23 protein-coding genes and 1 pseudogene are annotated in these 21,762 nt (G+C 70.5%); 10 read left to right on the forward strand and 14 right to left on the reverse strand.

Going from position 1 to position 21,762, the window contains the following annotated elements; genetic code table 11:
* Window positions 1-18 precede the first annotated feature (18 nt).
* From lysA to OG507_RS35825, 4 genes are all read right to left on the reverse strand, one after another.
* Complete coding sequence (gene lysA, locus OG507_RS35810) at window positions 19-1,419, reverse strand: diaminopimelate decarboxylase (protein ID WP_327371250.1); 1,401 nt, start codon at window positions 1,417-1,419, stop codon at window positions 19-21.
* Window positions 1,420-1,428: 9 nt separating this feature from the next.
* A complete protein-coding gene (locus OG507_RS35815; RefSeq protein WP_327371251.1) occupies window positions 1,429-1,845 on the reverse strand; it encodes an SAV_915 family protein in 417 nt (138 codons plus the stop codon).
* A gap of 310 nt (window positions 1,846-2,155) precedes the next feature.
* The gene (locus tag OG507_RS35820) at window positions 2,156-2,692 is read right to left on the reverse strand and encodes a universal stress protein (protein ID WP_327371252.1); all 537 of its coding nucleotides are present in this window, start codon (window positions 2,690-2,692) and stop codon (window positions 2,156-2,158) included.
* A gap of 295 nt (window positions 2,693-2,987) precedes the next feature.
* The gene (locus OG507_RS35825; protein WP_327371253.1) at window positions 2,988-3,275 is read right to left on the reverse strand and encodes a hypothetical protein; all 288 of its coding nucleotides are present in this window, start codon (window positions 3,273-3,275) and stop codon (window positions 2,988-2,990) included.
* Between the two features lie 54 nt (window positions 3,276-3,329).
* Between OG507_RS35825 and OG507_RS35830 the strand changes: the two genes are divergently transcribed.
* Window positions 3,330-4,061 (forward strand): MerR family transcriptional regulator, encoded by a 732-nt coding sequence (locus OG507_RS35830; RefSeq protein WP_327371254.1) that lies wholly within the window; start codon window positions 3,330-3,332, stop codon window positions 4,059-4,061.
* Window positions 4,062-4,350: 289 nt separating this feature from the next.
* Here OG507_RS35830 and OG507_RS35835 read toward each other — a convergent pair whose 3' ends face one another.
* The 3 genes from OG507_RS35835 to OG507_RS35845 form a co-directional block, all read right to left on the reverse strand.
* Window positions 4,351-5,355, reverse strand: a complete 1,005-nt coding sequence (locus OG507_RS35835; RefSeq protein ID WP_327371255.1) for an ArsR/SmtB family transcription factor — start codon at window positions 5,353-5,355, stop codon at window positions 4,351-4,353.
* A 76-nt stretch (window positions 5,356-5,431) separates the two neighbouring features.
* Window positions 5,432-6,364, reverse strand: a complete 933-nt coding sequence (locus OG507_RS35840; RefSeq protein WP_327371256.1) for a hypothetical protein — start codon at window positions 6,362-6,364, stop codon at window positions 5,432-5,434.
* A 45-nt stretch (window positions 6,365-6,409) separates the two neighbouring features.
* Entirely contained in the window at window positions 6,410-6,916 is a 507-nt protein-coding gene (locus tag OG507_RS35845) for a peptidase inhibitor family I36 protein (protein ID WP_327371257.1), read from the reverse strand.
* Between the two features lie 717 nt (window positions 6,917-7,633).
* Here OG507_RS35845 and OG507_RS35850 point away from each other — a divergent pair.
* A pseudogene (locus OG507_RS35850) lies at window positions 7,634-8,442 on the forward strand (universal stress protein).
* Window positions 8,443-8,491: 49 nt separating this feature from the next.
* On the opposite strand, the gene OG507_RS35855 reads toward OG507_RS35850, so the two are convergent.
* Complete coding sequence (locus OG507_RS35855) at window positions 8,492-8,641, reverse strand: hypothetical protein (RefSeq protein WP_327372215.1); 150 nt, start codon at window positions 8,639-8,641, stop codon at window positions 8,492-8,494.
* Between the two features lies 1 nt (window position 8,642).
* Window positions 8,643-8,882: a beta-propeller fold lactonase family protein gene (locus tag OG507_RS35860; protein ID WP_327371258.1), complete on the reverse strand. Its 240-nt coding sequence runs from the start codon at window positions 8,880-8,882 to the stop codon at window positions 8,643-8,645.
* Between OG507_RS35860 and OG507_RS35865 the strand changes: the two genes are divergently transcribed.
* Entirely contained in the window at window positions 8,881-9,168 is a 288-nt protein-coding gene (locus OG507_RS35865) for a transposase (protein WP_327370828.1), read from the forward strand. The genes OG507_RS35860 and OG507_RS35865 overlap by 2 nt on opposite strands.
* 73 nt (window positions 9,169-9,241) lie before the next feature.
* Window positions 9,242-10,075: an IS3 family transposase gene (locus tag OG507_RS35870; RefSeq protein ID WP_327371259.1), complete on the forward strand. Its 834-nt coding sequence runs from the start codon at window positions 9,242-9,244 to the stop codon at window positions 10,073-10,075.
* A gap of 323 nt (window positions 10,076-10,398) precedes the next feature.
* On the opposite strand, the gene OG507_RS35875 is transcribed toward OG507_RS35870, so the two are convergent.
* Window positions 10,399-10,752: a DUF6204 family protein gene (locus tag OG507_RS35875; RefSeq protein WP_327371260.1), complete on the reverse strand. Its 354-nt coding sequence runs from the start codon at window positions 10,750-10,752 to the stop codon at window positions 10,399-10,401.
* 239 nt (window positions 10,753-10,991) lie between these two features.
* Here OG507_RS35875 and OG507_RS35880 point away from each other — a divergent pair, with 239 nt between their 5' ends.
* The gene (locus tag OG507_RS35880) at window positions 10,992-12,962 is read left to right on the forward strand and encodes a DUF5107 domain-containing protein (RefSeq protein WP_327371261.1); all 1,971 of its coding nucleotides are present in this window, start codon (window positions 10,992-10,994) and stop codon (window positions 12,960-12,962) included.
* Between the two features lie 43 nt (window positions 12,963-13,005).
* Here OG507_RS35880 and OG507_RS35885 read toward each other — a convergent pair whose 3' ends face one another.
* Together OG507_RS35885 and OG507_RS35890 are read right to left on the reverse strand one after the other, a co-directional pair.
* Window positions 13,006-13,359 (reverse strand): VOC family protein, encoded by a 354-nt coding sequence (locus tag OG507_RS35885; RefSeq protein ID WP_327371262.1) that lies wholly within the window; start codon window positions 13,357-13,359, stop codon window positions 13,006-13,008.
* A gap of 21 nt (window positions 13,360-13,380) precedes the next feature.
* The gene (locus OG507_RS35890; protein WP_327371263.1) at window positions 13,381-14,193 is read right to left on the reverse strand and encodes a class I SAM-dependent methyltransferase; all 813 of its coding nucleotides are present in this window, start codon (window positions 14,191-14,193) and stop codon (window positions 13,381-13,383) included.
* A gap of 206 nt (window positions 14,194-14,399) precedes the next feature.
* Here OG507_RS35890 and OG507_RS35895 point away from each other — a divergent pair, with 206 nt between their 5' ends.
* From OG507_RS35895 to OG507_RS35905, 3 genes are all read left to right on the forward strand, one after another.
* Window positions 14,400-14,855 carry an SMP-30/gluconolactonase/LRE family protein gene (locus tag OG507_RS35895; protein WP_327371264.1) on the forward strand — a complete coding sequence of 152 codons (456 nt, stop codon included), beginning with the start codon at window positions 14,400-14,402 and terminating at the stop codon, window positions 14,853-14,855.
* An 83-nt stretch (window positions 14,856-14,938) separates the two neighbouring features.
* On the forward strand, window positions 14,939-16,207 hold the full coding sequence (locus OG507_RS35900; protein ID WP_327371265.1) for a pyridoxal phosphate-dependent aminotransferase: 1,269 nt from the start codon (window positions 14,939-14,941) through the stop codon (window positions 16,205-16,207).
* A gap of 89 nt (window positions 16,208-16,296) precedes the next feature.
* On the forward strand, window positions 16,297-17,361 hold the full coding sequence (locus tag OG507_RS35905) for an MBL fold metallo-hydrolase (protein ID WP_327371266.1): 1,065 nt from the start codon (window positions 16,297-16,299) through the stop codon (window positions 17,359-17,361).
* Between the two features lie 42 nt (window positions 17,362-17,403).
* On the opposite strand, the gene OG507_RS35910 is transcribed toward OG507_RS35905, so the two are convergent.
* Together OG507_RS35910 and OG507_RS35915 are read right to left on the reverse strand one after the other, a co-directional pair.
* Window positions 17,404-18,024, reverse strand: a complete 621-nt coding sequence (locus OG507_RS35910; protein ID WP_327371268.1) for a DedA family protein — start codon at window positions 18,022-18,024, stop codon at window positions 17,404-17,406.
* Complete coding sequence (locus OG507_RS35915) at window positions 18,021-18,803, reverse strand: MBL fold metallo-hydrolase (protein ID WP_327371269.1); 783 nt, start codon at window positions 18,801-18,803, stop codon at window positions 18,021-18,023. Before OG507_RS35915 ends, OG507_RS35910 begins: the two co-directional genes overlap by 4 nt.
* Window positions 18,804-19,135: 332 nt before the next feature.
* Between OG507_RS35915 and OG507_RS35920 the strand changes: the two genes are divergently transcribed.
* Together OG507_RS35920 and OG507_RS35925 are read left to right on the forward strand one after the other, a co-directional pair.
* A complete protein-coding gene (locus OG507_RS35920) occupies window positions 19,136-19,558 on the forward strand; it encodes a hypothetical protein (RefSeq protein WP_327371270.1) in 423 nt (140 codons plus the stop codon).
* A 101-nt stretch (window positions 19,559-19,659) separates the two neighbouring features.
* Window positions 19,660-21,762, forward strand: a complete 2,103-nt coding sequence (locus OG507_RS35925) for a phage holin family protein (protein WP_327371271.1) — start codon at window positions 19,660-19,662, stop codon at window positions 21,760-21,762.

Below are 21,762 nucleotides of genomic sequence, written 5' to 3' on the forward strand. Positions count from 1 at the left end.
GGGAGAGGGGATCCGGCTCTACAGGCCGACGTCCCTGCGGCTCATGTCGTCCAGCGATTCGCGGCGTACGAGCACGCGTGCGGTGCCGTCGGACACCGCGACGACGGGCGGTCGGCCGACCATGTTGTAACCGGAGGCCATGGAGAGGTGATAGGCCCCGGCCGCCGGAACGGCAAGGAGGTCGCCGGGCCGTATGTCACCCGGGAGTGCCACGTCGTCGGCGAGGACGTCGCCGGCTTCGCAGTGCCGGCCCACGACGGTGACGAGGCGGGGCGGCGCCGACGAGAGGCGGCCGATGAGGCGGGGCGCGTACCGCACGCCGTACAGCGCGGGGCGGGGGTTGTCGCTCATGCCGCCGTCGACGGCGACGAAGGTGTGCTCGCCGGTGCGCTTGACGGCGAGCACATGGTAAACGGCGACACCGGCCGGTCCGACGACCGCGCGGCCGGGCTCCAGGGTGAGCCGGGGCACGGGAAGCCCGGCGCGGGCGCAGCCGTCCTCCAGCTCGGCACGGACCCGCCCGGCCAGCACGGCCACGTTCATGCTCTCCTCGCCGGGCCGGTAGGCGATGGCGTGGCCACCGCCGATGTTCAGCTGGGGGAGGGCGATGCCGTGCTGGTCCCTGATCCGGGCCATCAGGCCGACCACGCGCCGCACGGCGACGACGTACGGCTTGACCGTGGCGATCTGCGAGCCGATGTGGCAGTGCAGGCCGACGAGTTCCAGGTGCGGCTGCTCGAGTATCCGGTTGACCGCGTGCTGCGCGGATCCGTCCGTGATCGACAGGCCGAACTTCTGGTCGTCGGTGCCGGTGCGGATCTTGGCGTGCCCGCCGGCGGCGATGCCGGGGACCACCCGCACCATGACCTTCTGGCGGGTGCCGGCGGGGGTGATCGCGGCGAGGCGGGCGATCTCGGACGTGCTGTCAACGACGATACGTCCGACACCGAGCCGAATGGCGGTGCGCAGGTCCTCGGGGCTCTTGGCATTGCCGTGCATCACGATGTTCTCGGGCGGGAAGCCGGTGGTGACGGCGAGCGCCAGTTCCCCCGCGGAGCAGACGTCCAGGCCCAGGCCCTCTTCTTGGACCCAGTGCGCGAGCGCACGGCACAGGAAGGCCTTGGCGGCGTAGACGATGTCGGCTTCGGGGAACGCCGTGCGGTACGTACGGCAGCGCTCGCGGACCTCCTGTTCGTCCAGTACGTAGACGGGGGTACCGAATCGGTCGGCCGCCTCGGTGAGGGGGACCCCGCCGACGGAGACGTCCCCGTGGGCCTCGGGGCGGGTGGAGCGGGGCCAGACGGACAGGCCGTCGGCGTTGCCGCGGATCGGGGACAGGGCTTGGGGATCCGGGAGTGGGCAGGCCGGGAGCGACGCCGGAATCGTGGACGCAAGGGATGACGGAACGGACACTGACATGGCGTCTCCTCAGCCGATCAGCAGGTTCAGACACGCGACGACGGCAGCGGCGCCGGTCACGCGCAGGGCACCGACGTGCTGGGGATGCCATTCACGCGAGGAGCGCGTGTGTTCGCTGTCCCTGGAGACCGAATCGGTTGTCGCGGGGGCGGAGAACTGCGGATCGACGGTGAGGGCGGTCACACCCAGGGGAGCTGCGAGAGCGCGCAGCGCGGGTTCGGAGAGCCTGATGCAGGCCTGGTCAGCGCCCAGAGTGGCGGTGAGCTTCGCCGCCGAGGTGAATCCGACGGCCGTGCGGCCTCCCAGGGGGGTGCGGAAGAACCGGGTCGTACAACCAGAGGGCCCCGACCGGACAGGGACGTGGAGAAGTCCGGCCGGGAAACGTTCAGAAGGCTCGGGGTCCTCGGGAAACTCGACTGGAGACATGGTGCTGCTCCTCGTGAAGGCGACTGGCGCCGCCCGGTCGGACCGGCCGGGCGCTCCACTGAAGCTATGCCTGGCTACCGGAGATGAGCCCCGACGCTGACGGATGCTTGATGCCGAGCCCCCACCCCGTAACGCGACGCTGACGGGCACTGCCTTCCTGGTCAGCGCGGCGTCAGGATCTTCGGGCCGAACCCGCAGGGGATCCATGGACGCGCTGTTTTCGCCCGCAGTCACGTCGACACGCATAGCGGAGCCCTGACCCCGGCGTACATCACTGACCTTCGCTGCCCGGACCGGCGCGCCCCGATCCCTATGGCCTGCCGTCCGTCAACTCCCTGGTATCGAGCGGCAGTCGCCAGCGGACTCTGCGGTGCACGGAGGTGAGTTCGTTCTGCAGGGGCGAGGGCGGTACAGCCAGGACCGGGCAAGCGGCGTGGGCCACGCAGTACCGGGCGACCGACGGGAACAGAGTGCGGTGCACCCTGCCACGGCATCCCGCGCCGACCACCAGGAGGTCGTCGGCTCGGTCGGCGATCTCGACCAGTGCGTAGCCCGGCGTGCCACGGGCGACCAGGCCCTGGAACGGAACCCCGGGCCCGGCGTCGCCGAAGGCCGTGCGCAGAGCGGTGAGCAGTCGCTCGCCCGCCTCCCGCCGGAAGGCGTCCACCTGCGGCGGGAACACCGAGCTCCGGTGGGCGAGTTCACCACCAGGTGGTTCCCAGGCGAGTACGGCCAGCAGTTCGGCGCCGTGACGCCGGGCCTCGCTCGCGGCCCGGTGCAGAGCCACCAGGCTGCCCAGCGAACCACTCACCCCGGCAACGATGCGCCGCCCCTCGGCATCGCTCATCGCTCGATCACCCCTCGCCGTACGTCCATACAGACAGACGAGTCCCATGGAACGGTCCGGAGGTGACAGCGGACCGCTCTATTGGCGCGTACCTGATGTCCGGTGGAGGATTCATTACGCCCTGCTGACGCCTCTCACGGCCGGCCGTCACACGACGACGCAGGCGGACCGCTGTGCGCCGGCGCCCACGCCGGGAGTGGCGCCGATCAGGCCGGTCGCCCGGCGCCGGGTCCTGCCCCACGGCGACGGACATCACCGCGGCGAAGCCGGTCATCAGGAGCGGTCGGTCGGATCCTCAATCCCGACGCCCGTCGGCCGCTGCCTTCAGCAGCCGGTCCAGCTCGATCCCGGCCTCGTCGTAGCCGGCGTCGGAGATCCGTTGCAGCTCGCGCAGGTCGCCGCTCGCGGCTGCGCGTCGAGTGAGCAGGAACCCGGCGCGCACGGACCCCTCGTCCAAGAGTTCGCTCAGTTCCTTGAGGTCGTCGGCGGTGTCGGCGAGGTCGGCCAGCCGGTCCAAAGCGGCCTCGTTTCCCTCGTCGGCCAGCTCGCGCAGGGTTTCCCGGTCGATGTTCGTGTTCGCCATGAGGCCATGCTGCAACCCTGACCCAAGGGAAAGGTCAAGTGGGACGATGGACGGGTGATCACCATCGGACAGCTGGCCGGGTACGTCGGAGTGTCGATCAAGACCATTCGCGTCTATCACGACAAGGGGCTGCTCCCCGAGCCCGATCGCGATGCGTCCGGCTACCGGCGGTACGGCGCGGGCGACGCCATCGCCCTGATCAAGATCCGGACGCTCGCCGAAGCCGGCGTTCCCCTGGCCCGTATCCGGGAACTGAGATCAGCGACCGACGAGGAGTTCCAGCAGGCGTTGCGCGAGATCGACGACGAGCTCACCGCCCGCATCCGTGGCCTGCGGGCAACGCAAGGCCGTCTGCGCCGGCTTGCCGCCGGGCATCTGGCACCGCTGCCCACCGAGGTCGGTGCCCATCTGGAGCACCTGGCCCGCTGGGGATTCACGCCTCGATGGGTGGATCTGCAACGTGATCTGTGGATCCTCGTGTTCGCCACTCACCCGGACCGTGCGATCACGTTGTTTCACGACCAAGCCGAGATCCTCGCCGACCCGGCGCTACGGCAGCTCTTCCTCGACTACGACCACGCGCGCGACCTCGACGCGAACGATCCCCGCATCGACGACCTCGCCCGCCGGATCGTCGGGGCGACCCGGGAACGCTACGGACCGGACGAGCTGCCCGGGCTGGATGCGGCCTCCGAGGTCCCCGCACTCATCCAGGGCACGGTCAACGCGTCGTCCCCGGCATGGCAGCGACTCGACACGCTCATTCGCGCACAACTGGACGCGTGACTCGACGTGTACGGACATACCGCCCCGGCTGCGCGTGGAAAGCAGTCAGCGCGCGCCGCGAACTACAGGGCCGCTTGATCTTCGACCTGTGCGGCGTGGACGCGGGATTGCTCGACACCCGAGGTCACGGAGTGCTTCGGAGCCGGCCCGTAGCACTGCCGCTCCCGAGCTTGCCGGCCGGCCGTGGTCAGCTGCGCGCGGAGGCACTACCCCGGCCACTGGACGGCCGATTGGTGGCGCAGTCGCTGCATGACTCGCGAGGCTCGGCCGAGACCACGCAGACGGACGACTACGACACCTCCGCGCTCGGCACCGTCCCGCTGAGCAGGGCAGCCCCTAGCGGCGTCAGGACGTGCAGAACGATGCTGCTGTGCCGTTGGCTGCTGATGAGCTTCGCGTCCCGGAGCGCCCGGGTATGAAAGGTGACGGTCGCCGGGGAAATCCCAGCGAGCCGCGCGAGCTCACCGGTGGAGGCGCCGTTCGCCACGGCGCGTAACAACACGGCACGGGTGCTGCCGATCAAGACCGCCAGAGGAGGATTGTCCTCACAGTGTCGGCTGGTTGTCGCGATCGCCTCGTGGTTCAACGGGTAGATCAACACTGGGGGAAGCGCGGGATCTGCCAGGGCGACCGGATAGTTCCAGCAAAAGTAGGAGGGCACGAGGGTCAGGCCACGGCCGTCGAGATGGAAGTGGCGGTCCCCAGCCGGGTAATCCACCTCCAGGACCGGCGGCCGCCAGCGCATCCTGGGCGTCAGGCTGTCCAACAGCCCGGTGACGCCCCCGGACAGCAGTGCACGGCTGCGCACCAGCCGTTCCGTCGTGACGCCTGCAAGGATCCGGTCGCTGTGTGGCTCTATCACAGCGTTGTAGTAGTCGCGCAGCAGCTTGACCAGGTCCTCTCGCTGGTCGTGCTCCGCGAACCGGCGCAGCCCGGGCGGTGTGGTGATCACCGTCCGGATCAGCAGGTCGAGCTCGCCTTCGACGTGCTTGGCGGGCGCGTCCAGGATGGCCTTGAGACCTGGCGTCAGCCCGGCCGCACCTGCCGCAGGAGTGAGAAAGTCCGGGAAGTACGCTGCTCGTGCGAACAGCGGCAGCAGCACGGTGCGCAACGCCCGGGACAAACCGGCCTCGTGGATGCGGGGGCCGAAGTCTCGAAGCCAGTCGGCGTAGGCCCAGCGCCCGTTGCGGGTCTGCAGGCGATGGAGACTGCCCGTGATCTCCCACAGAGGATCAGGCCTGGTCGCGACCGTGACTCTGGCGAGGTCGGCGTCGGTGAAGTGGATGCGGAGCAATTGGTCCCCCCAAGGCGGTCCGCGCCCAACGGTGTGCTTAAACGGATGCGCACCGAGCCGGCTTCATGCCGGCACCTCAGTTGACCAGATTCTCCGCCCGCTGGACAGCGTCGGTGCGCATGGCAGCCAGCTCCTCCAGTTCCTTCGCCTGGGCGGCCGGCAGCTCCCTGGCGTAGCCGCGCAGGAGTCCCTGGACGGTCCGGGTGAGCCCGGCAGTGCCGACGCATTGCGCGTCCGCTACCGCGATGGCGATTTCCTGCTTCGCGGCAGCCGTTTGCCTGCTGGATTTATGGGCGGCCGCGGCCTGTGCACGCGCCTGTGCCTGCGTGGCGAAGGGATAGCCGCGGCCGCGCATGCAGCCACCCCAGGTCTCGATGGCGCGGCGGTAACGGGTGTCCTCAATGGCTTTGAAATACAGGCCCACGTAGTGACCTTGCGGGATGAATTCGATGCGAGCGGCCGTGGTCGGCGAGCCGTAGAGCCGTCCTCGGCTCTCGGCTATGCAGCCGGCGGTGGGAAAGGTGAACGTCTGGCCGCTGCTGAGCGTGAGGGGAGCCCGGTCGGTCGGCCCTCCGGCCAGCGCCCAGTGGAATCGATCCCGCTGCCGGGCCGGGAGCGTCCGCAGATAGGCATCGGCACTCCTCTCCGACGCCGACTTGTCGTCGGCCTCGCCCAGCCGGTAACCGCGGATGCGCCGCTGCTGAAGATCAGGGCGCCAATCCTCGTCGCGATCGATCTGTGCCGGTTCATCGACCGCCGGATCGCGGAAGCCCTGCTGCTTCATGCACCTGTCGCTGAGCTTGAGCTCTGCCGCCTGGAGAATCTGCTGATCCGCGTAGTAGGGGTCGTCCTTGGTGAGCAGTGCGACAGCGGCCGCGCCGAGCGCCGGCTTGTTGTCCGCGGGTTCGTCGCCTCGACCGGCCGGCTGCGCGAAGGCGCAGCCGGCGAGGCCGAGCAGCAGGGCGGCGACGATCGCGGGCCGCGTCAGGGTTTCGTATCGCGCCAGCATGAAGAGTCCACCGTCCCCTGATGAGTAGATTCGCTGTCTGACCAGCTAGCACCAGTTGTTGGAACGTATGTTGTCGTTCCAGTTCCCGGAGACTCCGTAGCCCAGCGGGACGGCCGACAGGGAGTTGTACCCGGACTGTCGAGAGATGCTCAGTTTAGGAGTCTGGTAGTTCTCCAGGTAGTACACGTGTGCGGTGCAGTTGTTGCCGTTGTTGTACAGGGACGAGGCGCAGTCCTCCCATGTGCCCGAGCCGCACGTCGAGTGGCTGTACACGCCCCAGTCGGGGTTGTTGCCATCGAGCCTGCCGGGCCCGTCGTTCCAGTTGTCGTTCACCCAGAAACACAGGTTGCCGGCGGTACAGCCGGCGGGGGCGGCCAGGATCCCTACGCCGGCGGGGGTGGCCGCACTGACGGACGGGCGGCCGTTGGCCGATTTGTCCTTGTCCGCGGCGTCCGCGGCCGGTACGGCCAGCATCACGGCGAACACCGAGATGACGGCGATCAGCAAGGTTCTCAGGCGCCGAAGCTGCACCTGCGAGATGGTCTTGGACATGTGCGTTCCCCTTCGCTTGTCCCACATTCCGTCTGACTTTCGCGAACGCATAGTGCCCATGCCGACAACCGGTGCGCCATGCTGTTTGACGGGCGTCAAAATCCGCAGCCCAAAGGCCGTTCGGGAGCACTGAGTTCGCCCGACAGGCCCTATTGCTGGATTCCGCTTTCAGTGGGTATACATGCTGGTGGCGGGGCTGTAGCACTGAGGATCATCCGCTCACGGCTGTCACTCTCGCGCGGACTCACCCGCTCCACCACCTTCTCGACGACGATGTGGCCCGCCGAGCGAGCTACCTGTTCACCGCGAGCGAGGAACTGGCGATCGGCTCCTGGACGCGCTCGCAAGGTGACGCGACCGCCGCCGACCAGGTCTTGGGCGAGCGCCGAGCCGCACGAGTTCGCTGCCTTCGTGACGGCCGTCCAACCGTCACCTGCGCAGGTGAAATTTGAGACCCGAGACTGAGGCACAGGGAAACCGCTCTGTCTGCGGCTGTCCGGCAACGTCAACACCTTCGACGGCAAGGAGCTCAGCCACCACCGTCGGCAGGAAACCCCGGGCGACGCGCAGAACACCCTGCTCATCGGAGCCGACAGCAGGTCCGGCGACAACGCGGAACTCGGCGACGGCAAAGGGACGAGGCCATCGCCCTGCCCGGATGGCAGCAACGCATCAATGGAGTGAAGCTTGGAAGCTGAAGCAAGCAATGGAGGAGCGGTGGGCAACCTCGTCGTCGTAGGAGTGGATGGCTCGTCGTCGAGTCTTGCCGCGGTGGAAGCGGCCGCCCGGGAAGCCCAGCGGCGTCGTGCGGAGCTGCGCGTGGTGCACGCCTTCAGTTGGCCGGTCAGGCCCATGTATGCGCCGCTGGACCCGTCGCCGCTCAATCGCCTGGTGAACGACGCGGCGCAGCGTGCTCGGAGCGTGGCGCCTGAGGTGGAGGTCACCGAGGCCGTGGTGACCGGTGACGCGGTGGCGGTGCTGGAGGCTGAGTCGCGAGCCGCGGACCTTGTGGTCGTCGGCCCCCGGGGTATGGGTGGCTCTATCGGCATGCTGCTGGGATCAACGGCGGCGTCCCTGGCCGCCCACAGCCAGTGTCCAGTGATGGTGGTCCGCGAGGAACGGGCTGGCGCCGGGCCGATCGTGCTGGCTGTCGACGGCTCCTCTGTTGGTGAAAAACGGTCGAATTCGCCTTCGCCGAGGCGGCGCTGCGCGGGGCCGAGATCGTGGCCGTACACGCGTGGCTGCCGGACTACGCGCCGGCCGGTACGGGCCCCGAGAGCGCGGAGCGTCTGCTGGCGCAGGCACTCGCCGGCCGCACGGAGAACTATCCGGACGTCACGGTCAGACACGAAGTGCTGAGCGGCGAAACCCGCGAGACATTGATCGAGGCGAGCCGGACCGCCCAGCTCATGGTCGTCGGAGCCAGAGGGCGCGGCGGTTTTGCCGGCCTGCTCTTGGGTTCGGTGAGCCAGGCACTGCTGCACCACGCCCACTGCCCCGTCACTGTCGTCCGCGGCACGGCATGACCGGACCCACGGAGCGGTGAGGCATGCCCGTCGCGCGAGTTCCCCACCGTCAGACGAGGACAACGTTGGATGCCGCCGAGACCGACAGAGAACCTGCGCGGTGAGGGATGCCCGTTGCGGAGTCGACGTCCAGCCATGTGACGTCGCCCGAGCGCTCATTCGCCGCGTACAGGCGCGTGCCCGACGGGTGCAGGACCAGCTCACGCGGCCCCCGACCCCCCGCACGGCACCGATGCGATCAGGTCCGCCTGCTCGCCGACCGCGTCGAGGGCCGGGACGGCGATGGTGTCGGTGCCACGCACCACCGCCCACAAATGGCTGCCGTCGTGCGAGACGACCGGCGCCGACGGTGAAGTTCCACCGTTGATCTGGACAGACTGATACTGGGACGGATGGGTCCCGGAGGAAGCAGTCCAGGTAGTGAGTAGCAAGAGCAGCATGAGCAAGCGGTATACCGCCGAGTTCAAGCGCGATGCCGTGGAGCTGGCGCTGGCCTCCGGCAAGACCGTTACCGAGGTCGCCCGGGACCTCGGAGTGAGCCCCGAGAGTCTGCGTGGCTGGGTCAAGCAGGCCAAGGCCGACCGGGGCCAGGGCCCCGAGGGTGCTCTGACCAGCGACGAGAAGGAAGAACTGCGGCGGCTGCGGCGGGAGAACCGGGAACAGCAGCAGACGATCGAGATCTTGAAAAAAGGTCTGGCCTTCTTCGCGAAGGACACGATGAAGTAGGCCAATTGTGCCGCTTCATCGACGCGGAGAAGGCCGCCGAGGACAACCCCGGCGGCTACAGCGTCAGTCTGCTGTGCCGGGTCGCGGGCGTGAGCCGCTCCACCTGCTGCTCCTGGCTCGCCGCTCGGCCGGCGGTCGCCGGGCGTCGGCGTGTGGAGGACGAACTCGCGGAGGAGATAGGGAGATTAACGCCGCTTCGCGCGGCGCGTACGGTGCCCCGCGCGTCCACGCCGCGCTGCGGCGAGGGGGCCGTGCGATCAGCCGGAAGAAGGTCGGGCGGATCATGCGCGAGCGTGACATCCGTGGCGTCACCCGCCGCAAGCGCCGCCATCTGACGAAGCAGGACACCAGGGCCGCCCCGGCCCCGGACCTGATCGGCCGCGACTTCACCGCGGCCGTACCCGGCACGAAGCTTGTCGGGGACATCACGTACCTGCCGACGATCGAGGGCTGGTGGTATCTGGCGACGGTCATCGACCTGGCGACACGCGAGGTGATCGGGTACGCGATGGCCGGCCATCACCGCGCCGGGCTGGTCACCGACGCACTGCGGATGGCTGCGGCCCTCGGCGGCCTGCAGCCTGACTGCATCATGCACACCGATCGCGGCAGCGAGTACACGGGCAGCGAATTCCGCCGTGAAATAAGGAAGTTGAACCTGAGGCAGAGCATGGGGCGAACCGGTATATGTTATGATAATGCCGCAGCCGAGAGCTTTTTCGGACTGCTGAAAGCGGAGATCGGCACCACGGTCTGGGAGAGCCGCGAAGCGGCCCGCGCCGATGTCTTCCGCTTCATCGAGGTCGAGTACGACCGCACCAGGCTCCGCAAACACCCCGAGTTCGGGTACCTCACCCCACTCGAAACCCGAGCCAGGCTGCAACAAGACTTCACCCCCGCAGCGTAAGCAACCGCTGTCCACGATCAGGGTGGAACTTCACCCGGATCTCGACACTCGTGCTCCTGTGGAGTGGCGAGACTTCAGGTGACAGGCGGTCCCTGCGTCGCGAGGGCCAGTGCTGCCGGAGGTGCCCAGAGGGCTGCGAAGCCGTTGTTTCCACCTGGATTGCGGTACCCGGAAGCGGGCTGAGCCAGGGACTTTTCAGGGACTTTCAGCTCTGCCAGGGGGCTTTCGCGGGACGATCCGACGTGCAAACCGGTAAGCCCGTGACAGAGCTGAAAGTAGTGAAATACCTGGTCAGCGCTTCTGTAGCAGTCATCGGCCAGCCGTCACGCCGCCCCTGGCGCCCGCCGCCCCTTGTAGTTGATCTTCATGGTGTCCAGGTCCGTCGCCGTGGACCGCAGTTCGCCATGGCCGTACCCCTGCTCATTCAGCAGCGTCTCGGCCCGGTCCTCGGCGATCGCGGATGCCATCTCCTCGCCGTCCTCGGCGTCCGAGACGACCACGAACCGGAAGCTGAAGTGCTTCAGCACACGGTCGTACGTCAGCGAGCCCTTCTCGGTGAACTGCATCGCACTCAGACCGTGCTCGTCCACCTCGGACAGGAGCCGGGAGCGTGCCTCGTCCGTCAGGCCGTCCCAGGTGCCGCGCACGATCACTCGGTAGGTGTGCTGCGTACTCATCGTGTTTCCCGTTCCGCATGGTGCTCGTGAACCGTCGGGGGCCAAGGTTACGGAGGTGAGGGCGGGGCGCACCCGAATTAAATGCGGCGCGCCCGGACCCGCGACGGCCGCGCAGTGGTCTTTCGGTCCTTTGCCGAAGCCTGACGGCGGCGCCCCTGGCCGGGCCGCTGTCCAGCGTGTTCCATGGTCATCGGGGGCGCCCGGACCTGCGGCGGCCCGCGCGAGGGAGCGAGGTTGCCTTGGCCACGACCGTACGACGTGCCGTACTGAATCTGTCCGCCGCACCACTGGGACCGGAGAACCCGTTGCCCGCACTGCGACCCCTCGACGAGATGCATGTCGTCGACGACCGCGACCGGGCCGCACTGCCACGTGACATGGCACGCCAGATCGGCTACGAACCGCTGGCGACCGTGCTCCCCGTGCGCATCCTCGACGGCTACGGGCGCGAACGCACTCCCACCGCACTGGACGCGGTCATCATCGAGAACGACCGGCTGCGGGCCACCGTCCTGCCCGGGCTCGGCGGCCGCATCCACTCCCTGCACCACAAGCCGACCGGCCGCGAACTCCTCTACACCAACCCCGTCCTGCAGCCCGCCGACTTCGCGCTCAACGGCGCCTGGTTCTCCGGTGGCATCGAGTGGAACATCGGTGCCACGGGACACACCACACTGTCCTGCGCCCCGGTCCACGCCGCCCGGGTGCCCGCACCCGACGGCGGGGAAATGGTCCGGCTCTGGGAGTGGGAGCGGCTGCGCGACCTGCCGTTCCAGGTGGACCTCTGGCTGCCCGAGGAGTCCGACTTCCTGCACGTCGGCGTACGGATACGCAATCCGCACGAGCACACCGCACCTGTCTACTGGTGGTCCAACATCGCCGTACCCGAGGGCGAACGCACCCGCGTCCTCGCCCCCGCCGACGAGGCATGGCGCTTTGGTTACGAGCGCACCCTGACCCGGGTTTCGGTCCCCGAAGCCGGCTCCGTCGACCGCACGTACCCACTGCGCGGCGACTTCCCCGCCGACTACTTCTACGAGGTGCCCGACGGCGCCCGCCGCTGGATCGCCTCCCTCGACGAGGACGGCCACGGACTCGTCCAGACGTCCACCGATCTGCTGCGGGGCCGCAAGCTGTTCCTCTGGGGCAGCGGCCCCGGCGGGCGGCGCTGGCAGGAGTGGCTCACCGAGCCCGGCACCGTCGGTTACGCCGAGATCCAGGCCGGACTCGCCCGCACCCAGCTGGAACACATCCCCCTGGAACCGGGTGGGGAGTTCAGCTGGCTGGAGTCGTACGGACCGCTGTCCGCGGACGCCGGTGCCGTGCACGGCGCCGACTGGGCGGCGGCCCGCGCCGAGACCGAGCGGCGGCTCGCCGAAGTGCTGCCGCGTGCCGATGTCGACGCCGCGTACGCCGCCTGGCGGCCCTGCGCCGACACCGAGCCCGGCGAGTCGCTCGCCACCGGCTCCGGCTGGGGTGCCCTTGAAGTCCGGCGCGGCAAGTACAAGCTCCCCGGCACGCCGTTCGCCGACTCGACCCTCGGTGAACAGCAGGAACCCTGGCTGGAGTTGCTGGACCAGGGCACCTTCCCCGAACCGCGCCGGGTGGCCCCGCCAGGCCCTTCCCTCGTCTCCCCGCACTGGCGGGACATGCTGGAGACGGCCTCCGCCGACCCCCTCACCGAATACCACCTCGGCGTCGCCCAGTGGCACGGCGGCGACCGCGCCCAGGCGGTCCGCAGCTGGGAACGCGGACTGGCGATCGCCCCTTCCCGCTGGCCCCTGCTGCGCTGCCTCGCCGTCGCCGCCGAGGAGGGCGGCCAGCGGGACCGGGCCGCCGACCTCTACACCGAGGCGTTCGACGATCTGTGCGCGGAACGCCGCGACGACGGCGAGGCCTGGACGGCCGCCACGGCGGCGCTCGGCCGCGAGGCGATGGAGGCGTTGCTGACGGCGGAGCGCCCCGAAGCCGCCCGGACGGTGTGGGCCGGGCTGCGTCCGGCCCTCCGGCAGCGCGGCCGCTTCCGCCTGCTGGAGGCGCGGCTGCTGATCGCCGAGGGCGACCGCGCCGCTGCCCGGGCCGTCTTCGACGAGGGATTCGAGGTCGCGGATCTGCGCGAGGGTGCGGAGATCCTGGACGAGGTGTGGGCCGAGCTCACCTCGGAGCCGCTGCCGGACCGGTACAACTACCGGATGCGCCCCAGGACCTGACGGAACTCTTCGTCCGACCCGCGCCCGCCTCCAGCGGCGCGGGTCAGACGGCCGGATTCCGGTCGACGTACTCGAAGACCGAGCCGTCCGGATGCACCGCGATCAGATTGCGGCCCACCGGCGTCGGCACCGGGCCCGCGAGGATGCGCGCGCCGACGCGGGTGAGGGAGGCATGGGCTTCGTCGACGTCCTTGACCGCGATCGTCGCCGTCACCTTGCGCAGGATCTCCAACTCCGACTCGGGGCCGCTCATCAGCAGAAAGCAGCCGATCGCGGCGGCAGAGACCCCACCGCGCTCGAAGCGCAGCGCGGAACTGGCCGTGAGGTCCTCGTAGAAGGCCACCGCGGCCTCCAGGTCGTCGACGCAGATGCGCAGAGTGGTTCCCAGAATGTCCATGCGGACAAGGGTAGTTGGCGACTATCGGACCCGGCAGAGCACCTCGCCGTGCGGGACCATGAACCAGGCGTCGTCCCGCGCGCCCCACTCGTGCCAGGCCGCGGCGATCGCGGCCAGCTCCTCGGTGCTCGCATGGCCGCCGTCCACGGCCAGCTTCGCGTACACCGAGCCGACGGTGCGGTCGGCCCACAGCCCGCTCCACCAGGCGCGGCTCTCCGGGGTCGCGAAGCACCAGTTGCCGGCGGTCGGGGTGATGTCGGTGAATCCCGCCCGGAGGGCCCAGGAGAGCAGCCGGCGGCCCGCGTCCGGCTCGCCGCCGTTTGCGCGGGCGACCCGTCCGTACAGCTCCTGCCAGGCGTCCATGCCCGGCACTTCGGGATACCAGGTCATCGCCGCGTAGTCGCTGTCGCGGGCCGCTATGACGCCGCCGGGGCGGCAGACGCGCCGCATCTCGCGCAGCGCCTGCACCGGATCGCCCACATGCTGCAGCACCTGATGGGCATGGACGACGTCGAAGGAGTCGTCGGGGAAGTCCAGGGCATGTACATCGGCGGTGGCGAACTCGACGCTGTCCAGGCCGCGTTCGGCCGCGACCTCGGCCGCCTGCGCCAGGATCTCCTCGGTGGTGTCCACGGCGGTCACCCGGCCGGGGGCGACCAGCGCGGCCAGATCCGCGGTGATGGTGCCCGGTCCGCAGCCGACGTCCAACACATCCATGCCGGGGCGGAGTTCGTGGAGCAGATACGCCGCGGAGTTGGCGGCGGTACGCCAGCGGTGCGAGCGCAGCACCGACTCGTGGTGGCCGTGGGTGTAGACGGCGGTCTCCTTCGGCATGGCCGTGGATCCTTTCTCGCTGATCGGGTGACCGGGCTGATCGGGCCGATCGGGCCGATCGGTACGGTCACCGTACGCGCGGATGCCGAATAATGAGATATATATCTTGCTATATGGACAGTGGGCGTTGACCTCGGCGTTGTCGTGACAAGTGGCGCCCGATCACGCTGTGTTCGTGCGACCCGGCGAGCGGCCGCCGTACGGTGATGGCCACCGAAGAGCACATCAAAGCCGCCAAGCCGCGTGCCGGTGGCGGACTCGTGGTCAATCTGCGCGGCAGCCTCGCCCGCGTCGCCCCCGATGGCGCGGTCACCCCGGTGCTGCCCGTCGAGGCCTGCGCCAACGGCATCGGGTGGGGTCCGGACGGGCGGCTGATGTACCTCATCGACACGCCCACGGGACGGCGCCGCGCTGCGCCGCTGCACGGCCGACGGCACCCTGGACCGGACTGCCGGACTTCCGGTACAGCGCCGACGGCCTGCGCCTTCGGCGGTACGGACCTGAGCGGCCTCTGCATCACCTCGGCCCGCGCGGGGCACGGGGTGCCCCGGACGGCGTTCGCGGGCGGCTGGGCCTCCCCGACGCCGGATGCGGGGTCCTCGACGGCTCCGCTGGGCGGGCGCGGCCGGTCGAACCCTCGTATAAAGGGCCCTGAGCGATAAAGGGCCCTGAGCGTAAAAGGACCCGACTGCGGGACGACGGCACAGGGCGGCGGGGCGACGGGGCGGCGGCGAAGGAGGCCCGGATGGCGCGGCAACACACCGGACGGGCGGGGCGCAAGCAGCGGGGCGGGGGCGGTGCGCGTTCCGTACGGGAGGACCGCGGCCCTGTACGGTACGCGCCACCCGCCCCCGATCCCGGTCTGCCCGTCCTGCCCGAACTGGCCGAGGTGCTCGCCGCCGCGGCCGGCCGCGGCGAACCCGAGCCGACCGGCGGCGGCGACGACCTGCGCGAGGCCGCGACCGCCTACTGGGAGCGGCGCGGACTGCACGGCGGCCCGGAACACATCGCCGCCGCACCGGGCGCCTCCCCGCTGCTGCTCGCCCTGATCGCCGCGCACGGCGGCGACGTACTCATGCCGCGCCCCTGCACGGCCACCTGGATTCCGCAGGCCCGGCTGCTGGGCAGGCCCGCCTACCATGTGCCGACCCCGGCCGAGTGCGGCGGCGTGCCCGATCCGTACGCGCTGCTGGAGACCGTACGCAGAGTGCGCGCCGAGGGAGGCAGGCCCCGGCTGCTGCTGATCTCCGTGGTCGACGACCCGACCGCCACCGTCGCCCCGCCGGAACTCGTGCGCGAGGCGTGCGAGGCCGCGGTCGCCGAAGGGCTGCACATCGTCAGCGACGAGACCTGGCGCGACACCCTGCACCGGCCGCACGACACGGTCCTGCTCAGCCCGGCCGAAATGTGCCCCGACGACGTCACGGTCGTCTGCGATCTCGCCGGTGCGCTGACCCCGTCCGCCTGGCCGGTCGCGGTCGCCCGCTTCCCGGACACCGGGCGGGCGGCGGTGCGCCACGCCCGTACGCTCGACATCCTCACCGCACTCGGCGCGCACGTCGCGGGGCCCGTCGCCATGGCCGCCGCCCACGCGCTGCGCGAACCGGACGCCGTCACGGACCGGGTCCGCAGCGCCGCAGCCCTCCAGGCGAAGGTCGCAGGGGCGGCCCATCGCGCGGTCCTCGCGTCGGGCGCGCTGGCCAGGCCCCCGCAGGCCGGCCGCCACCTCTACGCCGACCTCGGGCCGCTCAGGTCCCGGCTCGCGAAACGCGGTGTCACGGACTCCCTGGAACTGGAGGAGTACCTGACGGAACGTCTCGGTGCACCGACACCGGGCGGCCACCGGTTCGGCGACGAACTGGGGGCGCTGCGCGTACGGCTGGGCACCGGGGCGCTGCTCGGGTCGACCGCGGAACAGCAGATGCAGTCCCTCACCGCTGTGGAGCCCCTGGAATTGCCGCATGTGGCTCAAGCCCTGAGCATTTTTGGAGCGGCCCTCGACGAACTCCGATGACGGCCCGTGACAACGGCCGCCGATCACGATCTGTGACGACGGCCTGGGACGGCCGCCCCGATGGTGAATTCCGAGACGGGAGTCTCTCGATGACGGAACGGACCGAGCGCTCCCTCGCCGGGACCGCCCAACCGCACCCGCGCCACATCGCTCGCGGCAAGGTCGTCGAACCGCGTCCGCTGGGCGAGATCCGGGCCTGGCCCAAGACCTTCGCCGACCGGCTCACCGCGCCGCTCCCTGGTGTCATGGGCATGTCCCGGCTGGCCCGTGAGCGCGCCCTGCGGCCCAACGCGGAGGGAGTGCGCGGCATCCACCGGCTCCCGTACGCCCCCGGACCCCTGCCCGCCACCCCCGCGGGCACCACATCCGTGACCTGGGCCGGGCACGCCAGCTGGATCGTGCGCACCGGCGGGCTGACCGTCCTCACCGACCCCGTCTGGTCCCGGCGCATCCTCGGTGTCCCGCCCAGGATCACGCCCGTCGGCGTCCGCTGGGAGGACCTGCCGCCCGTGGACGCCGTGGTCATCAGCCACAACCACTACGACCACCTCGACGCCCCCACCCTGCGCAGACTGCCCAGGGACACCCCGCTGTTCGTCCCCGCCGGGCTCGGGCGCTGGTGCCGCCGTCGCCGCTTCACGTGTGTCACCGAACTCGACTGGTGGGAATCGGCCCGGCTGCACGGCGTCCGCTTCGACTTCGTGCCCGCCCATCACTGGTCCAAGCGCACCCTCACCGACACCTGCCACTCCCTGTGGGGAGGCTGGATCATCGGCACCGGGGGCCGCGACGGGCAGCGGATCCACTTCGCGGGGGACTCCGGGTACGGGCACTGGTTCGGCGAGATCGGCCGCCGGTACCCCGGCATCGATCTGACCCTGCTGCCGATCGGGGCGTACGAACCGCGCTGGTGGCTCGGTGATGTGCACACGGATCCGGAGGAGGCCGTGCAGGCGTACGAGGACCTCGGCGCCCGCGCGATGGCGCCGATGCACTGGGCCACCTTCCTGCTCTCGGCGGAGCCCGTGCTCGAACCGCTGACCCGGCTGCGTACCGCCTGGCAGCGGGCAGGACACCCGCGCGAGCGGCTCTGGGACCTGCCGATCGGCGGCTCCCGCCTGCTCGAACCGGCACCGCGCACGATCAGTGGCTGAACCGCCCACATACGATCAGCGACTGAACCGCGCCCGCACCAATCAGTCGCTGAACCGTGCCCGCATCCTGCGCCACACCGCGGGCGCCCCGCTGATCAGCAGCGTCAGGCCGACCGCTGCCACCACCCCCTGCCACGGCTCGGGAAACAGCGAACCGCCCAGAATGCCGATCAGCTGGTACGTGGCCGCCCAGGCCAGACAGGCCGGCACGTCCCCACGGGCGAACCTGCGCAGCGGCATCCGGCCCAGCAGACAGGCCAGCATCACCGGAATCCGTCCCGCGGGCACCAGCCTCGACAGCACGAGCACCACCGCACCGTGCTCGTCCAGCTTCTGCTGCGCCTGTGCCAGCCGCTCCGGAGCGGCCCGGTCGCTGATCGCCCGCAGCCACCTCGAACCGTTCTTCGACCGCACCCCGCGCTGACCGAGCCAGTACAGACATATGTCACCGAGGAACGCCGCGGCCGACGCCACCCCGAAGACGATCAGCAGCGAGAACGGCGACGACTGATGCAGCGCCACCACCGCGGCCGAACTCACCAGCGCGCCCGTGGGTACCACCGGCACCAGTGCGCCCAGCGCCACCAGCAGGAACAGGGACGGATAGCCGACCGCCTGCTGTGTCGACTCCGGAGGCAGCTGCCTCACGACCTCGTGGATCACCTGGCGGCCTCCGGCCGCACATGTTCACCGTGGGACAGCCGGTGCACGGCCACCTCGGGCGCCAGCAGCGCGGCCTTGCGGACGAACTCGTCACCCGGTGCGTGGAACTCGTGCGGCCTTACCCCGTCCATTCCGATCGGCCAGTACGTGCCGTAGTGCACCGGCACGGCCGACCGCGGCGCCAGCCGGGCCAGCGCCTGCGCGGCCCGGCCCGCGTCCAGATGGCTGTGGCCCAGATACGGACCCCAGCCACCCACCGGCAGCAGTGCCACATCGACCGGACCGACGGACCGGGCCATGTCGTCGAAGAGCCCCGTATCGCCCGCGAAATACGTCCGCGCCTCGCCTTCGACCACGTAGCCGAGCGCGGGGGAGCGGTGCGGGCCCATGGGCAGGCGCCTGCCGTCGTGCAGTGCGGGCACGGCCCGTACCCGCACCTCGCCGGCCCGTACCTCCTCGCCCGGAGCCACCTCGGTGATCCGCAGCCCGCGCACCGAGCGCAGCACCCTCAGCCCCGGCACGGAGCGCACCGCACCCGTCGGCACGACCAGCCGGCTGCCGGGGGCGAGCCGGGCCAGCGACGGCAGATGCAGATGGTCGGAGTGCAGATGCGAGACGAGCACGACGTCGGCGACCGCGGCCTCGGGGCCCGGCAGCTCGCCGCGACGACGGCGCAGATGCGCGAAGCGCCGTACGAAGAGCGGATCGGTCAGCACCCGGACCCCGGAGTCCTCGATCGTGCAGGTGGCATGACCCCACCAGGTGACCTCCACCGGCACGCGACGCCTCCTCGCTCTCCTCGTTCCCGGGTTCCTTGTTTCCGGCCCTGGCATCGAGCCTAGTGCCGTGACCGGACCGGGTGACCCGGCTCCTTCAGCCCGTTGTCTTTCGCGGCCGCTCTCAGCCGGTGAGGCCCAGCGCCCCCGCCGCCTGGATCACCGGCGGCCCGGACACACCCGCATCAAGCACGTCATGACGTAGACCGAGGACTGATCCTCGCTGTCGCCCCCGCGTGCGCCCCCGTCCGCACTCCTCCCCTCCCGACATGCGCCTTTTTGTGCGGGAGCCGGAGGGGTAGGGTCGCCGTACGTCTAGTACGGGGGGAACGGCCATGGGGGACGCAGGGGGCACAGGGGACGTACGCGTGGCGGCCATCGCCAGTCTCACACCGCTCGAAGAACTCGACAGCGATCCGTTCCTTGTCGACACCCGCAGCCAGCACGACATATGCGCCCGCTGGGCCGCCGACAAGGGATACGTCGTCACCCGCCAACTGCGCTTCTACGGACTGCGCCCCGACCACCACGCCCTGTGGACGGATGTCGAGAGCGGCGATGTCGAACTCTTCGTCGCCGCCAACGACCGGGTGCTGGCGCGGGCCCTCACCTCGGTGCCGGAGTTCGCCGCGGAGTGCGAGCGGCGCGGCGTACGGCTGGAGATCGCAGGTCTGGACGAGCCGCCGTACACCGCCCGTACGAAGGCGAGTGTGCACCGCAGGCTCTCCATGCCGACCGCCGGATACGACGGCTGCTGACCCGGGCCTGCTGTCCGCCGCCGCCGACGGCCCGTGGCCGCACTGTGAAAAGCTGGGGACAGGGCCAGGATCGGCGGGGTCCGGACGTGAGGTGGGGCGGCGTGGGTGACGGGCGATGGCGAACAGCCGGCAGCGCCCTGATACGAGTGATCGTGGTGTGGGCGGTCTCCACGCTCACCATGCTGGCGCTCGCCGGGATTCTGCCGGACTTCCAGCTCCAGTCGGACGACGGCGACAGCATCACCAAGATCGCGTTCACCGCGGCCTGGGGCGCCGGAGCGTTCGGCCTGCTCTCCGCACTGGTCTGGCCGGTCCTGGTACGGGCGCTGCTCATCGTGCCCGCACTCGTCCTCGGCGTGCTCGTCTTCTTCCTGAACGGCTCGCTGCTGCTGCTCGCCCTGCGGCTCATCCCGGACGGTCGCGGCGCCGCGAACCCGGAGACCGCGGTCGTCGTCGCGGCCGTGATGTCCGCCGTGGCCTCCGCGACCTCCACCGCGCTCGCCGTCCGCGACGACAACGCCTACCGGCGCCGGCTCTCACGGCTCGCCGACCGCCGCCGCCGGCGCAGCGGTACGGACAGCGGGCGCAGCGGACCGCCGGGCACCGTCTTCATCCAGCTCGACGGCGTCGGCCACGACGTGCTCGCGCGGGCCGCCGAATCCGGCCTGATGCCGACCGTCGCGCACTGGCTCGCGGACAAGAAGGGCCACCGGCTGACCCCGTGGCGCACCGACTGGTCCAGCCAGACCGGCGCCAGTCAGCTCGGCATCCTGCACGGCAGCAACCACGACGTCCCCGCCTTCCGCTGGTACGAGAAGGAGACCGGCGACGTGATGGTCTCCAGCCGCCCCGCGAGCGCCATAGAACTCCAGCGCCGGGCCATCGCGCGCACCCATGACGGCGGGCTGCTCACGCTCGACGGTGCCAGCCGCGGCAACCTCTTCAGCGGCGGCGCCGACCAGCTGGCGCTCGTCCTGTCCATGGCGGCCCGGCTCGGCAAGGGCCGCCGTTCCCGCGCCGGGTACTTCGCCTACTTCTCCGACCCGGCCAACGCGGTGCGTACCGCGCTGTCGTTCGTCGCCGAGGTCTGCCGGGAGATCGGGCAGTCGACCCGGGCGCGGATACGGAAGGACACGCCCCGGATCAAGCGCGGCGGGCTCTACCCCTTCATCCGGGCCTTCGCGACCGTCGTCGAACGCGATGTGGTGGTCGCCGCAGTCATCGGGGACATGTTCGCAGGACGCACCGCCGTCTACGCCGATCTGGTCGCGTACGACGAGGTGGCGCACCACTCCGGGCCGAACAGCCGCGACGCGGAGAAGGTGCTCGCGCGCCTGGACCGCTCGCTCGCCCTGATCGTCAAGGTCGCCGAACACACCCCGCGCACCTACCGGGTCGTGCTGCTCTCCGACCACGGGCAGAGCCCCGGAGAAACCTTCGCGGGGGCGTACGGGCTGACGCTCAAGAATCTGGTGCGGGCGGGCTGCGGGCTGCCCGTACCCCGTCGGGCGCAGCGCACCCGCAGCGCCTCGGAGGCGCGTGACGCGGTACGGATCGCCCTGCACCGCCGCCCGGTCGAGGAGGGCGATGCGGAACACCTCACCAAGCCGTCCGACCCGGTCGTCCTCGCCTCCGGCAACCTCGGTCTGATCTCCTTCCCCGACATCGCGGGACGCGCCTCGCGCGAACAGCTCGACCGGAGCCGTCCCGCACTGCTCGGCACCCTCGCCAACCACCCCGGCATCGGCTTCCTGCTGGTCCGCAGCGAGCGGCACGGGTCGGTGGTGCTGGGGCGCGACGGCGCGGAGGTCCCGGTGTCGCAACTGAAGGACGGGGAAGGGCCGCTGGCACCCTTCGGTCCGGGTGCGGCCGCCGCGGTGCGCCGCACCGACACCTTCCCGCACGTCGCCGACATCATGGTCAACTCGATGCACGACCGGGCCACGGGGTGCGTGCACGCCTTCGAGGAACAGATCGGCTCGCACGGCGGTCTGGGCGGAGAGCAGTCCCGGCCGTTCCTGCTGTGGCCGGCGGATCTGTCGGCGCCGGTGGCCGAGGGCGCGGAGCTGGTGGGGGCCGAGCGGCTGCACAGGGTGCTGCGGCGCTGGCTGCGGGAGTGCTCGGGGCCGCAGATCCCGCTGGCACAGCCGGGCGCGGCGGGTGGCGCCGACGAGGCGGGCGGAACGGTTCAGGCGGCCGGCTGA

The sequence above is a fragment of the Streptomyces sp. NBC_01217 genome (assembly GCF_035994185.1).
Taxonomy (GTDB): Bacteria; Actinomycetota; Actinomycetes; order Streptomycetales; family Streptomycetaceae; genus Streptomyces.

Bases quoted from the DNA above. Each gene is read 5' to 3' on its own strand.
- OG507_RS35860 (WP_327371258.1), bottom strand. From the start codon at position 8,882: ATGCTGCTCTTGCTACTCACTACCTGGACTGCTTCCTCCGGGACCCAT.
- OG507_RS35900 (WP_327371265.1), top strand. From the start codon at position 14,939: ATGGCGCGGCAACACACCGGACGGGCGGGGCGCAAGCAGCGGGGCGGG.
- OG507_RS35820 (WP_327371252.1), bottom strand. From the start codon at position 2,692: ATGAGCGATGCCGAGGGGCGGCGCATCGTTGCCGGGGTGAGTGGTTCG.
- OG507_RS35890 (WP_327371263.1), bottom strand. From the start codon at position 14,193: ATGCCGAAGGAGACCGCCGTCTACACCCACGGCCACCACGAGTCGGTG.
- OG507_RS35895 (WP_327371264.1), top strand. From the start codon at position 14,400: ATGGCCACCGAAGAGCACATCAAAGCCGCCAAGCCGCGTGCCGGTGGC.
- OG507_RS35825 (WP_327371253.1), bottom strand. From the start codon at position 3,275: ATGGCGAACACGAACATCGACCGGGAAACCCTGCGCGAGCTGGCCGAC.
- OG507_RS35865 (WP_327370828.1), top strand. From the start codon at position 8,881: ATGAGCAAGCGGTATACCGCCGAGTTCAAGCGCGATGCCGTGGAGCTG.
- OG507_RS35920 (WP_327371270.1), top strand. From the start codon at position 19,136: ATGGGGGACGCAGGGGGCACAGGGGACGTACGCGTGGCGGCCATCGCC.
- lysA (WP_327371250.1), bottom strand. From the start codon at position 1,419: ATGTCAGTGTCCGTTCCGTCATCCCTTGCGTCCACGATTCCGGCGTCG.
- OG507_RS35885 (WP_327371262.1), bottom strand. From the start codon at position 13,359: ATGGACATTCTGGGAACCACTCTGCGCATCTGCGTCGACGACCTGGAG.
- OG507_RS35845 (WP_327371257.1), bottom strand. From the start codon at position 6,916: ATGTCCAAGACCATCTCGCAGGTGCAGCTTCGGCGCCTGAGAACCTTG.
- OG507_RS35875 (WP_327371260.1), bottom strand. From the start codon at position 10,752: ATGAGTACGCAGCACACCTACCGAGTGATCGTGCGCGGCACCTGGGAC.
- OG507_RS35815 (WP_327371251.1), bottom strand. From the start codon at position 1,845: ATGTCTCCAGTCGAGTTTCCCGAGGACCCCGAGCCTTCTGAACGTTTC.
- OG507_RS35905 (WP_327371266.1), top strand. From the start codon at position 16,297: ATGACGGAACGGACCGAGCGCTCCCTCGCCGGGACCGCCCAACCGCAC.
- OG507_RS35840 (WP_327371256.1), bottom strand. From the start codon at position 6,364: ATGCTGGCGCGATACGAAACCCTGACGCGGCCCGCGATCGTCGCCGCC.